Annotated in this window: 13 protein-coding genes, 1 tRNA gene and 1 pseudogene; 5 read left to right on the top strand and 10 right to left on the bottom strand. The window is 54.5% G+C overall.

Going from position 1 to position 13,929, the window contains the following annotated elements; translation table 11 throughout:
* Positions 1-169: 169 nt before the first annotated feature.
* Positions 170-259: transfer RNA gene (locus tag AC2FH9_RS12100), tRNA-Ser, on the top strand.
* Between the two features lie 260 nt (positions 260-519).
* Here AC2FH9_RS12100 and AC2FH9_RS12095 read toward each other — a convergent pair.
* Positions 520-954, bottom strand: a complete 435-nt coding sequence (locus tag AC2FH9_RS12095) for a hypothetical protein (RefSeq protein WP_496750146.1) — start codon at positions 952-954, stop codon at positions 520-522.
* A gap of 182 nt (positions 955-1,136) precedes the next feature.
* Here AC2FH9_RS12095 and AC2FH9_RS12090 point away from each other — a divergent pair.
* Positions 1,137-1,582 (top strand): annotated as a pseudogene (locus AC2FH9_RS12090) (transposase); the annotation flags it as partial.
* Here AC2FH9_RS12090 and AC2FH9_RS12085 read toward each other — a convergent pair.
* From AC2FH9_RS12085 to AC2FH9_RS12045, 9 genes are all read right to left on the bottom strand, one after another.
* The gene (locus AC2FH9_RS12085) at positions 1,563-2,591 is read right to left on the bottom strand and encodes a Gfo/Idh/MocA family protein (RefSeq protein ID WP_496871693.1); all 1,029 of its coding nucleotides are present in this window, start codon (positions 2,589-2,591) and stop codon (positions 1,563-1,565) included. The pseudogene AC2FH9_RS12090 and the gene AC2FH9_RS12085 overlap by 20 nt on opposite strands.
* Positions 2,592-2,680: 89 nt before the next feature.
* Positions 2,681-3,757, bottom strand: a complete 1,077-nt coding sequence (locus AC2FH9_RS12080; protein ID WP_496871691.1) for a Gfo/Idh/MocA family protein — start codon at positions 3,755-3,757, stop codon at positions 2,681-2,683.
* A gap of 12 nt (positions 3,758-3,769) precedes the next feature.
* Entirely contained in the window at positions 3,770-4,777 is a 1,008-nt protein-coding gene (locus AC2FH9_RS12075; protein ID WP_496690824.1) for an ABC transporter permease, read from the bottom strand.
* Positions 4,774-5,715 (bottom strand): ABC transporter permease, encoded by a 942-nt coding sequence (locus tag AC2FH9_RS12070; protein WP_496871689.1) that lies wholly within the window; start codon positions 5,713-5,715, stop codon positions 4,774-4,776. Before AC2FH9_RS12070 ends, AC2FH9_RS12075 begins: the two co-directional genes overlap by 4 nt.
* Complete coding sequence (locus AC2FH9_RS12065) at positions 5,712-7,196, bottom strand: sugar ABC transporter ATP-binding protein (RefSeq protein WP_496694927.1); 1,485 nt, start codon at positions 7,194-7,196, stop codon at positions 5,712-5,714. The genes AC2FH9_RS12070 and AC2FH9_RS12065 overlap by 4 nt, the downstream gene beginning before the upstream one ends.
* A gap of 73 nt (positions 7,197-7,269) precedes the next feature.
* Complete coding sequence (locus AC2FH9_RS12060) at positions 7,270-8,307, bottom strand: ABC transporter substrate-binding protein (RefSeq protein WP_496785462.1); 1,038 nt, start codon at positions 8,305-8,307, stop codon at positions 7,270-7,272.
* Between the two features lie 45 nt (positions 8,308-8,352).
* Positions 8,353-9,267 carry a sugar phosphate isomerase/epimerase family protein gene (locus AC2FH9_RS12055; RefSeq protein ID WP_496871685.1) on the bottom strand — a complete coding sequence of 305 codons (915 nt, stop codon included), beginning with the start codon at positions 9,265-9,267 and terminating at the stop codon, positions 8,353-8,355.
* Between the two features lie 10 nt (positions 9,268-9,277).
* Complete coding sequence (locus AC2FH9_RS12050) at positions 9,278-10,432, bottom strand: Gfo/Idh/MocA family protein (RefSeq protein ID WP_496750141.1); 1,155 nt, start codon at positions 10,430-10,432, stop codon at positions 9,278-9,280.
* 12 nt (positions 10,433-10,444) lie between these two features.
* Positions 10,445-11,173, bottom strand: a complete 729-nt coding sequence (locus AC2FH9_RS12045) for an SDR family NAD(P)-dependent oxidoreductase (protein WP_496750140.1) — start codon at positions 11,171-11,173, stop codon at positions 10,445-10,447.
* A 177-nt stretch (positions 11,174-11,350) separates the two neighbouring features.
* Between AC2FH9_RS12045 and AC2FH9_RS12040 the strand changes: the two genes are divergently transcribed.
* The 3 genes from AC2FH9_RS12040 (at position 11,351) to AC2FH9_RS12030 (ending at position 13,920) form a co-directional block, all read left to right on the top strand.
* Entirely contained in the window at positions 11,351-12,379 is a 1,029-nt protein-coding gene (locus AC2FH9_RS12040; RefSeq protein WP_496871684.1) for a LacI family DNA-binding transcriptional regulator, read from the top strand.
* Between the two features lie 69 nt (positions 12,380-12,448).
* Positions 12,449-13,609 carry a fatty acid desaturase family protein gene (locus AC2FH9_RS12035; RefSeq protein WP_496750138.1) on the top strand — a complete coding sequence of 387 codons (1,161 nt, stop codon included), beginning with the start codon at positions 12,449-12,451 and terminating at the stop codon, positions 13,607-13,609.
* Complete coding sequence (locus AC2FH9_RS12030) at positions 13,609-13,920, top strand: MocE family 2Fe-2S type ferredoxin (RefSeq protein ID WP_271946204.1); 312 nt, start codon at positions 13,609-13,611, stop codon at positions 13,918-13,920. Before AC2FH9_RS12035 ends, AC2FH9_RS12030 begins: the two co-directional genes overlap by 1 nt.
* The last annotated feature ends 9 nt before the right edge of the window (positions 13,921-13,929 follow it).

The following is a 13,929-nucleotide window of genomic DNA, read 5'->3' as shown; positions in this document are numbered from 1 at the left end:
TCGTACCCCGCCGCCGATCGCTGGTTCTGAACTGCCAGCCTGTCACGGTCTTTCACGCAAAGCATAGCCTGCACGTTCGGCCATGGAAAGTCTGCTGCACAGGCTTCGGCAAGATTTCCCTATTTGGTCTTGCCACCGTTTAAAGATAGCCTTAGACCCGGCCCCACGCGGGGAGGTGGCAGAGTGGTCGAATGCGGCGGTCTTGAAAACCGTTGGGCGTGAGAGCGTCCCCAGGGTTCGAATCCCTGTCTCCCCGCCACTCATACTTGTCTCACTTCAGTTGTGTTTTCTGATCCGGAATTGTGCCGCAATTCCCGCGAGTTGGCGCATTCGCTTTCAATCAGAGACGGAGCAAACCGTACACTCAGAACGCAATTCAGGCCTCAGTCTCAGTGGCGCATTTTGGCGGGGTCGTTTTGGGAGGGATTTCCCTGATACCCGGCAATTAACAGGGAATTTTCGTGAGATGGGTCTGGAACCCAGAGTTTCTCCTCTCAGAAATGTATGTTTTTCAGAGGTCTATGCTGCAAATTCCCAAAAAGGTGGAGTAGGGAATTGTTCCCACAGATCAAGGAGGGCGAACCCTGTATCTGGGAGGCCGGTTCTTGAGGTGTCAAAAGTCGAACGACATTCCTGTTCGGCCCAATCAAGTGCGTGGGTAACGCTGACCAGACGCTTGAGTGTGAGCTCGGGCGGCCGGGTGCCGTCGAGAATCGCGACCTGAATCTTCGGTGAGAGAAAGGCAGTCAGGTCGCAACTCCCGATGAAGCGAGAGAAATCCTGGACTTGAAAGGAGGGGACCGCGTCGCGTTTTGAGGATAGGATGACTGACATCAACTCCCATCGAGCAACATATTTTTGGATTTCTGAAAACCCTAAGGAGATCGAACCATGCGAGTGAGTGTTTTGACATTCAGCGCGCTTCTTACTGGATTTACTGCCGTTCAAGCTCATGCTCAGAACGCGGCTCAGGACATCACCAATCTTTTGCCCAGCAACCGGTCTGGAGACTGCGCGGACTATGCTGGAGTATATTCTGCTTCAGTGGAAGACGTCACGCGACAACAATAATTTAGGCCCATTGATTTCCGTTTGGCTGCGTGATTCATCGCGTTCAAAATGAGCGGTGCACATGTCTGATCGGGCACACCAAGGCCGGCATGAACACAAAGTTGCATGCGGTTTGTGACAGATGAGCCCTTTTGCGCTATTGGTTCAAGCACAATGGCGAATGAAACCCCTGGAATCTGTTTGTCACTTCCGGTTAGGTCAGCACCTACATTAGCGCGAGGGCATTGGTCAGCAGCCCGCCAAATGTCGAATGGTTGCTGGGTGAGCGCGGATATGATGCCGATTGGTTTAGAGAAGCGTTGAAAGACAAAGGGATACGCGCGTGCATCCCAGGCCGCAAACAGCGCAAGACAACTGTCCGATACGACAAGTGCCGCTACAAACGTCGCAATCGGATTGAGATCATGTTTGGCAGATTGAAGGACTGGCGACGCGGTTCGACAGGTGTCTCAAAGTCTTCCTCTCAGAAATCGCTCTCGCCGCTTTGGCATCTATTCGCTATGTGTCCTGAGCCTAATGCTTCCTATCTCGACCTCCCTTTTGCGTTTAGACGAAGCAACCGCGGCGAGAACGATGGCCAATGATTTTAGGTTGGTTCTTGCAGATGTTGAGGGCTCTCGGTCGTCTTCAATTGAACAAAGAAGCTCCCCCATGGCGCCACGAAACCCGTCGTTGAACCATTGTCCTTCGAGTGCAGGCCGCGCAATGCCATGCGCTGTCTCAAGTGTCACAGATTGCGTCGACAGATCCGGTCCAACTGATGTCAGGCTACCGGTCGTACCTGCAACGTATGTTGTATCGCGAGGCCCATAGGGAACGCCCCCGTCAAAAACCAGGCTTGCTTGGCCTTGGTCCAAACGAACCAGAGCCTGCGACATCAGAGGCACTTTGTTGGCCTGGCCGCGTGCAGATGTAGCAGTTGCAAAGACGCTTTCTGCTCTATCTCCGACAAGAGACGCAAGAAAGTCGAACCAGTGAATTCCAAAGTCGTAAAGTATCAGCTGGTCGATTTCGTCAAACGGGGTACCTGCAGTCCAGCTGTGATCCCAGTGAATTGAGATATGGGCCGACAGAACATCACCGATCAATCCGGCTGAAACCGCCTCACGCATCCAGGACAGGTGCGGGGCCCAACGACCGTTCTGGTTTACCGCTAGTTTAACGCCCTGATCATCTGCCAGCTTCACAAGGTCATTACCCAGATCGAGGTCGGTAACAAAAGGCTTCTGGCTGAGCACGTGTTTGCCTGCTTGCAGGGCAGCTCTGATGATTGGCACGCGATGTTCAGGGTGCAGCGTGACATCGACAACGTCGATCTCGCTATCGGCAAGAAGCGCCTCCCAGTCATTTTCGATGCGGGCAGACGGGCAGTAAACAGCAGCTTTCTCTTCAGCCTTCGCGCGCGTACGGTTCCAGATTGCAGCGACGTCCCAGCCTGCTGTTCGGTAGGCATCAAGATGGCTTGCAGAAATCCCACCCGTACCAATAACCCCGATCCGGGGTCTATAGCGTCGAGGCATTGGTGGAAGATACTGCAGATCCGGCGCATCGATTTCGTGCCGATGCGCAGATTTTAGTGCGTACTGGTCTGTATTGGCACTGTTTGAGGTCATGCGAGTAACCGAAGTGTTCGTTTTTCATATGCCGAGCGGAGCGCCGTATCGACGATCCGTTGCGCTGTCAGGCAAAGTGCTGGATCCAGTGGCCCTTTGACCGGGATTTCTCTGGATATGCAGTCAAGGACGTACTCAATCGCATTTCGTTCACCTAACGGTAGCGGAGTCACTGGTATCTCGTGCCGGTCAGGTCGTGTGCGGGTTTGAATCGTTATGTGATCGGCATAATCGGGCGATGAAATGGTGCCGTCTGTGCCCACAAAGACGAATCCGCAAGTTGGTTGAGGTTGCGCTGTCCACGGGTCGGTGAAGGTGCCCCAGCGCGTTTCCATTTTTGAGAGCCCCGTTTCATAACGGCAAACGGCAATGGCGTGTTGATCGACCTCAATCCCCGGCGTCTCATCGACTGTGCATGTCACCTCGATCGGCTCCTTTCCCCCTAAATACCAAGTTCCAAGCGTCGCGCCGTAGCCAAGGTAATCCAACAGCGACCCACCACCCGATGCCCGCTTATACCACCATGAGTTCGGTTTCTGACGCTCAACCTCCTCCGGGGTGACTTCGACCTTGTCGGCCAGATGGTATAGGGGGCCGCGATTTCCGTCGTAGAAATGCACTTCGCGCAGGTTGCCGATCATCCCCTCATCAATCAACCGTTTGGCCGTGACGTGGCTTTCGACCCATCGTAATGGCCAGTTGATGATCAACTGCTTGTCGGTCCTATCCATTGCAGCCATCATGCGGCGCGCATCATCAGAAGATGCGGCAAAGGGCTTTTCGACAAAAACATGCAGGTCGTAAGAGGCCAGACGTTCAGTATATTCCGCATGCTGAGCCGTTGCCACGCAAAGAATTGCCATGTCGTAGGGTCCCGCAGCCATGCATGTGTCGAAGTCGGTAAAGATCCGATCTTCGGGAACGCTGAATGCCGTTGCCGCCGCCTTCATCTTGTCCCAATCAGGATCGAATATACCGGCGATTTCAGCGTCAGGGTGATCGTGCACCATCCGAAGCAAGTCACCCATATGCATGTGATCGAAACTGATGCCGACGATCCGGAATTTGGCCATTGGAAACTCCCTTTAGCGCGTGCCGGTGATCCTGACGTAGAGTGCGGTAACTGCAAGAATGATCAGCCCAAACAGGGCCGTGCGCGCACCTTCCGGCATTTGCATCAATGTTAGCATAGTATCCAGCACACGCAGAATAAGTGCGCCCACAATCGCACCTGCGAAACTGCCACGACCTCCGAAGATTGATGTGCCGCCAATCACCGCCGCAGCGACAGAGGGTAACAACAAGGGGTTGGCAAGGCTCAGCGAAGTTTGACGGATCATGCCGAGATAGAGCAAGCCAGCCAGCGCAGCGATCAAACTTGAAAGCACGTAGAGCCCCAGATAGACCTGCCATGCTCGGACCCCGGACAGCTTAGCGGCCTGCTCATTGGAGCCTAGGGCGAACAGCAGCCGACCAAATCCTGTATAGCGCATGAGCCACAGGATAAAGAGCGCAAACGGGATGAATACAAAAAGGCCGTTCGGCATTCCAGCGGTGCGGCCGGTTCCGAGCCAGGCAAGGAAGGCGGGAATTTCGGTGCCAGCATTGATAACGAGGCGTTGATAGACCTGCAGACATCCGGTGGCGATTAACCCCGATCCCAGTGTCATGATCAATGGATGGACCCGGACCAATCCCACACCGATGCCATTTACAACGCCCACAACTAGGCCAGCTGACAGCGCGATCAATACTGCAGGTGTCACGCCCCAAATCGCACTAAGTGTTGCGCAAACGAAGGCTGACACGGTGGCAACTACCCCGACCGAGAGATCAATTCCTGCGGTTAGCATTGTCAGCACCTGACAAGCCGCAAGCATCGCCAATGGAATTGCGAACTTGATCAGGTTGCCAACCCAAAAGGTTGAAATCAGCCCATCCCGACCTGCTCGGACCGGGGTAACGATACCTGGCCGCAATACTTCCAGCACAGCGATCATCAGGACAAGGAAGACCAATAGCGGAATAATTGGGTTGTCGCGCAGATAACGGCCAAAGCGGACCATCGGTGGATCTATGGTGTCCATGCTCATCGGCGGGCTCCCTTTAGTGAAGCCGCCGTGCCCAACATAACGACGAGAACCATAATTGTGCCTTCGATAATTGTGGTCACGTTTGGATCGACGGCCAGCAATGTCAGGATCGTCCGAATGATCCGCAAAATGAACACCGCGATGATCGGTCCAAGCAGACCGCCTTTGCCACCGCCCAGCACGACACCGCCCAGAACTACGGCCGCGACCGAGGCCATAAGATATGGCCCCGGTACCGGCTCTCCAATCCCGGTCAGCGCAGCGAGGCTTAGACCGCCCATGGCACAAAACAGCCCGCATAGCGCATAGGCTGCTATCTTTGTTCTTCCCACTGAAACACCAGAGCGGAAGGCGGCAAGCTCGTCTGATCCGGTGGCGTAAATCGAGAGCCCGAGTTTGGAGCGCCGGACCGGCAACCAGACAACAGCGATGCCCAAGGCAATGACAAGCAATGCCTTAGGCAGCCCGTCGAATAGAAACTGACCGCGTATTGCCTGTTCCAGCCAATCTGCAGTCGCGCCGCCCGGTGTCTCAAGGATCAACAGCGCGACGCCTTCCCACACAAACAGCATGGCGAGTGTCACAACGATATCGGGCACGCGCGTTACAACGATCAAAAGACCATTGATCAACCCCATCAAAAACCCGACCCCCAACACGATAAACAAGGCCGGTGCACCGGCCATGCGCTCCATCAGAACGGCTGCAGTCACAGCACAGACAGCCATCATAGACGCAACAGACAGGTCGATACCGCCGACAATTACGACGATGGCCATACCGGCGGTTGCGAAAGCAAAGGGCAGGGCGGCGCGGGCAATACTCTCCAGTCCTGACGCACCGAAAGTTGGTTGTATCAATTTTGTGATGGTCAAAAGGACCATGAGAAGAACCGCTAACCCCATGACCCATGCGTGTTTTCGGATGGCCACGCTCACGCCGCGCCCTCCGTTTCGGTCAGGCCATAGGCCGCACGCATCAGTGTTTGTTCATCCGCGTCAGCGGCATCAATCACATCAACCACGCGACCGTTGAAGATTACGACCGCGCGGTCACAGGCAAGTGGGATTTCTTCCAACTCGGACGTGTAGAATAGAACCGCCGCTCCTTGATCTGCCAACTCACGGACAAGCGGGTAAATCTGGCGTTTTGTGCGCACATCGATGCCACGGGTCGGATCGAATAGAAGCAGGGTTTCGACACCTGTCGCGAGCCAGCGACCAATGGTGACTTTCTGTTGGTTGCCACCTGAAAGCCTTTGCACCTCGCCCTGCGCGCGTGTGTCGATCTGCAGTTTCTCGACCGCATAAGCGACCCGATCGCGCTCATGCCGCAATTTTATTGGTCCCCAGTTCTTGAGCCGGGCAGAAAATGGCAGAGCGATGTTTTCTTTAACTGACCTTTGCGCCAGCAGAGCGTCTGAACGATCGCCCGGAACGAAAGTTATCCCGACGGCAATGGCGTCGGCGGGGTGGGCGAAGTTTACGGGCTTTCCATCAACTTCCATCGATCCTGAAGACGGGCGATCAAAGCCCGCCAGAACCTCAAACAGTTCATCCTGCCCCTGACCCTCAAGCGCGACCACCCCTAGGACCTCGCCGGGGAATAAGTCGAACGAAACATCCGAGAAACTGGGCTCAAAAGCCAGTGACTTAATGCCTAGGCGCGGTGTCTTGGCCTGTGGTTCATTTGCTCGAAGGATCTGACGTGTTCCAATGTCAATCTTCTGACCCAGCATCAATTCGACCACGCGTTCTTCTACGCCGGGTTCAATGTCGAGATCTCCGACAGACATGCCATCCCGCAACACAGTGGCCCGATCGCACAGTTCCGAAATCTCGGTGAAACGGTGAGAAACATAGATCACACCCATCCCGTCATTTGCTTTGCGCCTTACGGTCTTCAATACGCGTTCAACCAGATCCGTCGGCAGCGCCGCGGTCATTTCGTCCAGCAAGAGGACATCTGGTTCAACTGCCAGCGCGCGTGCCAGATCGAGGATGCGCAGCGTAGCAAGTGGCAGGTCGCCAATCATTGCCGATAGTTTCAGGCCTTCGATGCCAAGTTCTGTAACCCAGTTTTGAAACTGATCGACAGGTGTGTCTGTCAGCCGAAGATTGTCGGATACGTCGAGATCAGGAATGAGTGAGGGTTCTTGATAAACCGGCACCAAACCGGAACGGCGCGCCTCGGCGGGGCTTCCGACAAACGCTTGTTTGCCTCTGATCAATACCTGACCAGCGTCGGGTTTAAGGGCACCGGTAATGATCTTGACGAAAGTGGACTTGCCAGCGCCATTTGCGCCCATCAAGGCAACGATCTCGCCTTCGGCAACCGTGAGGTGCGCATTGGTCAACGCCCGTACGGCGCCAAAACTTTTGGCCACGTCAGACGCGTCGAGAAGTGGTGTGCTGCTCATGGAAGTCCTTGAATGCCGAGTGGGTTGGATTTGCCTTCCGCCCAGCTAAAGGCGGAAGGCCAGTCAATTCGGATCAGCCCTCGCCGGGTCCCTTACAGTCGATGATTTGTTCCATCGTGTAATCGGTCCAGCCGGGAACGGTCACTGATACGGGCCACTCTGGGTCAAGGTTAGGATTCTGAGCCGCTGTGATCGTTTCACGGCCTGCGTCCGTCGCATTCTCCCAAAGCACAGGATCTACAAGAACGGTTTTGTTCTCAGGTGCCTTGCCGTTCAGAATGTCGACAGCCAGAGCAATGCCTGCGCCGCCGACTGAGCCAGGATTTGTCACGGCCGCGCCGTTCAATCCCTCAACCTCGGTCAGATATTGAACAAATCCTGCGTTGTCTGCGCCAACGATCGGAACCAGGGGAGCGCCGGATTCAGTGAACGCGTCGACAATTACATTGTCGATGCCGCTGGTCCAGACACCGTCAAACGGGATGCCGGTGGCCAGGTAATCAAAGATCTGTTGCTTGCCCTGGTCTTGCTGCCAGCCGGTGAAAACTTCATGCACCACATTGATATCGGGGTGTTCTGCCAACGCGCGTTTAAAGCCGTTGTCGCGGTCAGTATCCGCCGAAACCCCAGCAATGCCACGCATATAGACAACGTCACCTTTGCCACCAAGCTGTTCAAACAACCACTTGGCGCCAAGATAGGCGTATTCTTCTTGATTGTTTGAAAGAATGTAGGCGCCTTCAGCCGAAACGCCGGCATCCACAGCAACAACTACGATGTCCTGAGACAGCGCCTTTTCCAGTGCCGAGTTTAAAGCATCGGGGTTGGATGGGTTCAGCACGATGGCGTCTACACCCGCTTCGATGAGGTTGTTGATGTCTTCCAGTTGCCCGGCTGAATCGGTGTTGCGATGCGCAACGATCAGGTTCGTCACATCGGCTTCGACCAGAGCTTGGGCACGCATGGCGCAAATCATCTGTTCGCGCCAACCATTACCTTGAACGGTGTTGGACACTCCGATTGTGTATTGCTTGTGCCCGTCAGCCATCGCCACAGTTGAAAGAGACGCTGAAACTGCAAGAGCAGCAACACCATAAAGTAGGTTCTTCATTTTAGTTTCCTCCCAGTTTTAGTCATTTCAAATTTGATAATTTCTTCACTTGATGAATGGTGACAGGACATCCCGGGCCAGCAGAAAACCCCGCTTGACCTTTTCGTCAGCCCCTTCGAACAATCTGTCTTCATGTTCGATAATGATCGGACCGTCGTATCCGGCGCGGTACAGGCCGGAAAAGAAACCGGACCAGTCCACATCGCCCAGCCCGCAAAGCCGTGGGATTTGCCATCCCATGCCGGTAGACATCACACCGTTCTCATAAAGCCCGTCCTCATCAACCATCACGTCTTTGGCATGGGCATGAGCCATGTGAGAACCGAACTCCTTGATGAACCGTGTCTGATCGATGAACTGCCAGATCAGATGTGAAGGATCGAAGTTCATGCCAACCGCATCGCCCCATTCCTCGAATATTCGCCGCCAGATTCTTGGCGAGTAAGCAATGTTGTGACCCCCGGGCCATTCGTCATAGCTGAAGATCATCGGGCAGTTCTCAAAGCACAGACGCACACCAGAGTTTTGTGCATGCTTCACGATCGGATCGAAAATTTCGGTGGCACGCTCCCAGTTCGCGTCTAGATGCAGAGTGCGATCTCCGCCGACGAATGTGTTGACAACTTTGATGCCCATAACACCGGCGGCGGTGATTACTTTGTTAAGATGTCCAATAACTTCAACCCGATACTCTTCATCGGCGTGGAGCGGGTTGGGATAGTATCCCAGACCTGAAATCTCGATCCCCTGATCGCCGAGTTGCCCGACAATTTCATTGCCCTGATCCGCGGAAAGGCCATCTACGTTGATGTGGCTGGTTCCCGCATAGCGCCGTTGTTCGCCACCTGAAGATGGCCAGCAGGCGACCTCCATCGCCGAAAACCCATTGGAACCGGCCCAGGCCGCCACCTCAGTCAATTGAGAGTTTTCGAATGGTGCAGTCAGTAAGCCCAGTTTCATGTCATCGCCCTCAAATCTCGCTCAAATCGACCCAGCGGCTCTCACTCGCCGATTTCACGACGGCATCGCAGAACTGCATCTCATAGTGGCCGTCCTCAAATGTCGCCCATGTGCTGCCTTGTTGCCGCCCGCCTGCGATGACGTCGGCATAGACCGCCCGGAAAAAGTTGAAGAATGAATCTGCGAAACCTTCGACATGCCCGGGCGGCAAGGTGGCGGCTGCGATCCCCGGACCGTTCATCAAGGTGAAGTCACGCATCAGGGTCTGGTTGGGCGCGTCACGATGCCCAATGAACAGATGATCAGGAGTTTCACTGTCCCAAGCCGCACTGGCATTTGCTCCGGCGATGTCCCATTGCAATGAGTTCTTTCGCCCCATATTCACTTGGGATGTGCTCATCACGCCGCGTGCTCCGTTTTCGTAACGGATTAGGATCATAGCAGCATCATCGGTATCGATATGCACACTTTCGGTTTCGCCGGTTCCGCTGGCAAACGTCTCAACCGAGCCGAGAGGTTTCTGGCGTTCCGGGATAAAAGTAGCCAGTTCCGCCATGACCGATGCCGCTTTCAAGCCAGTGACAAAGCTCGTCAGGTCAACCCAGTGCGTTCCAATGTCACCGACCGAACGCAACACACCACCCATTTCGCTTTCCAGCCGCCAGTTCCAGTCGTTGGGCTTGGCAAGCCAGTCCTGATGATAGTGCCCGGTAACAAAACGGATATCACCCAGATCCCCGGCCATAACCATTCCGTGAGCCTGCTGGTTCAGTGGATAAAACCGAATGTTGTAGCAAACCGCTGCAACCTTGCCAGAAGCCTTGGCAAGGTCGACCATTTCGGCGCTTTCTACGGACGTCATGGCAAGTGGTTTCTCGCAGATGACGTGTTTGCCCGCAGTCAGGATCGATTTCACTTGCGGATAGTGTGCGTGGTTAGGGGTCGTTACGTGTACTATATCGATGTTTTCATCCGCCAACAGATCCTCCAGAGAGTCATAAGCTCGGGCCACGCTCATTGCCCGCGCTCGTTCCCTTCCGCGCTCTGGCGATGACCCAAGAACACCTCTTACGTCCACGCCCAGACGCCGAAGCGCCTGAACGTGCACTGTTCCTATGAAGCCGGTCCCGATCACCGCAGCGCGGATTTTTGCGAAGTCACTCATCGTGCGCTCCTGTCAAACAACCGAATACCCTCCGTCCACGATCACGCAGGCACCGGTCACAAAGGCTGCCGCATCGGATGCGAGAAACAAGGCTGTTCCAGCGATATCTTCTGGGTGACCCCAGCGTGCCAAGGGTGTGCGTGCTTCTACAGCTGTTGAGAAACTGGCGTCTTTTCGGGCTTTCGCCGATTGCTCGGTCACGATGAACCCGGGCGCGATCGCGTTCACCCGAATACCGTCTTTGGCCCACGCAATCGCCAGTGATTTTGTTAGTTGTTCCACGCCGGCTTTTGATGCGCCATAGGCTGGGTTGAGCGGTGAACCAAAGCGCGCATACATGGAGGCCACATTTATGACGCGCCCTTTCGCGACCGAAAGGGCAGGGTGCAGCGCTTCGGCGCAGCGAAAAGACCCGGTCAGATTTACGTCCAGCACGTGGGAAAAGAACTCAGGTGCCATTTCTTCACCGCGTCGAGTCACCGCCGCACAGTTTACCAAGACGTCAATATGGTCCCGCTCACCTGCAAAATTGTAGACTTCCTCGGTGTTGGTTACATCCAGTTGAATGTAGTCAAACCGGGCGGCGTCCTCTTCGACGCATTGCGGTTCCACACCGGTAATCTCCACTGTGGCACCCGAGTCCTGGAATTCTCTTGCAATAGCGGCACCAATGCCGGCTCGGCTGGCACCGATCACCAGGACCTTTGCCCCGGCAAAGTCGAATGTGACCTTCGAAACCATCAAAGAACCCGGCTTTTGTTGCGTTTGAATTCGGATGCCATCAGTTTCCCTCGTTTGGCGAAATCGTTACTGCAAACGATTACATTTTGGGAAATACCTACTTTCCAAATTGTGTAAACGATTACATAATCGGCATCACATGAGATTCGAGTCAAGCCAGAAATCGACTGCCAAGCAATGAGCAAGATACCCAAACACGCCACAATACAGGACGTCGCACGTGTTTCGCAGGTGTCGACAGCCACTGTCAGTCGTGTTCTGTCCAATCCCGATCTGGTGTCAAAATCAACACGTGTTGCTGTTTTGGAAGCTATTCGCGAGACGGGATATCGCGTTAATCAGGCAGCCCGAAACCTGCGGATGAAAAGGGCGGGGGCCGTACTGATCCTTGTTCCCAACCTCGGCAAACCTTTCTATTCGGGCATACTTGCCGGTATCAGTGAGGGGTTTGCGGGCTCGGACTATGCAGTTCTGATCACCGACACCGAAAGCAATCCGCTTCAGGAAGAAACTCTTGCTGGGTACTTTCGAGACGGCCGGATAGATGGCGCAATCTCTTTGGATGGTGGCATTCCTTCGACCGCACTTCAGCAATGCGTCACATACGGCGCGGGCGACCGCATAGTATTTTTGTGTGAATGGGTGGAAGGCGAGGCCTTTCCGGTGATTTCCAGCGACAACGCCGAAGGTGCGCGATTGGCGATCAGGCATCTGCATGATTTGGGCCACAAAAATATCGCGCATGTTACCGGTCCCGACGGGAATGTTCTGACGACCGCTCGGCGTAAGGGCGTGGTCGAAGAACGGACACGCCTGGGGCTTCCAGCGCGGCCCGAGTGGATTATCAGGGGCGACTTTTCGCTGGAATCCGGACATGAGGCCGCCAGACGAATACTTGCGATGGATGAGCGCCCAACGGCGGTGTTCTGCGCCGCGGATATGGTTGCCTTTGGGTTGATTTCTGGGCTGGTCGCGGGTGGTTTGAAGGTGCCCGGTGACATTTCGGTTGTTGGTTTCGATGATATCGAAATGTCAGGATCTTATGTTCCGGCTCTGACAACAATCCGACAGGACCGACACCAACTGGGACGCCGTGCGGCAGAGGTTTTGCTTGGCCAGTTGGCGAACACTGGCAAAGCGCTTCCAATGAAATCAGCGCTTCCCGTAGAGCTTGTAACGCGGGCGAGCTCTGCGCCGCCCAATTAGCGAAGTCAAAATTTTGGCGCCTTTGCTATAGTCAACGAAGACGCGCTGTGAGCGATGGAGACAGGGGAAATGAGTAAGTCGACCACACCCATTGGCTCTGAACTCACTGTTCGGGATTATTCCCTGACTGGTGTGAATACGCGTCAAGCGATAGAAAACGGTCTTTCGGCCGCAGAGTGGTACCACAGCGATGTTCCTCGTAAGAAGCTGAAATCGCTTATGAAGCGCAGGGATGCGCCGGCCATTCGTGACACAGTGATCTGGATCGCTTTGCACTTTGTATTTGCGGCTGGCGGGCTATACTTCTGGGGTAGCTGGCTTTGCGTGCCTTTCTGGTTTGTTTACGGTGTCGTGTATGGTTCGGCCTGCGACAGCCGTTGGCACGAATGCGGACACGGAACAGCCTTTCGAACCCGATGGATGAATGACGTCGTGTACCACATCGCGTCCTTCCAGATCATGCGAAACCCGGTCAATTGGCGATGGAGCCACGCGCGGCATCACACCGATACACTCATTGTTGGCCGCGATCCGGAAATAGCGTGGATGCACCCGATCAGCCTGATCCTGAAGGCGCTTGCATTTGTAGGGATTTTTGAGACCTGGACTTCACTCAAAGTTCTAATGCGAAATGCCATGGGGAACTTGTCGCAAGAAGAGCAGGATTACATTCCGGAAAGCCAATGGCCCAAAGCGGTCCTTTGGGCGCGGATTCACATTGCGATCTACGCCGCTGTTTTGTTGATTTCATTTGTTTTGCTTGTCTCCGGGGCCGCATGGAAATCCCTGATCCCCATACTCTTGATCGGAGGTCCTCGGGTCTATGGGTGTTGGCATTTTGTAATGACGGGGTTGCTTCAGCATGGAGGGCTTGCGGAGAACGTTCTTGATCACCGTTTAAATTCACGTACACTTTATATGAACCCGATAAGCCGTTGGGTTTACTGGAACATGAATTACCATATTGAGCATCACATGTTCCCGATGGTTCCGTATTACTCTCTTCCAGCGCTTCATGATCTGATCAAGGATGATCTGCCGCCGCCGAATACTTCGATTTGGGACGGCTACAAAGAAATGATGGGTTCCGTCATGAAGCAGCGTGTTGACCCGAGTTACGCCATACGAAAGTCTCTCCCGCCGACGGCCCGCCCATATCGGGAACATTTTCACTTGGGAGTTCCGGAGAGAAACACGGGGTTAGAAATCGGTGATCGAGGAGGAACGTAATGCCTTGGGTTGACGCATGCGCCGTAGACGATGTTGAGGAAGAAGATCTCATTCGTTGGGACCACGACGGTAGAACCTACTTGATTGTTCGCAGTTTGGACAATGAGTTCTATTGCACCGACGGCCTCTGTACACACGAACAAGTGCACTTATCGGACGGTCTGGTGATGGACAACGAGATAGAGTGCCCCAAGCATAATGGGCTATTCGACTATCGCACGGGCAAAGCTTTGAGGGCACCCGTATGCGAAGATCTTCGCACCTACGAAACCAGAGTAGGAAATGGTCGCGTTATGGTATTGGTGGAATGATTTTTTGGG

Source organism: Ruegeria sp. CDSC081, from assembly GCF_059610485.1.
This window is presented reverse-complemented; position numbering and strand designations above follow the sequence as displayed.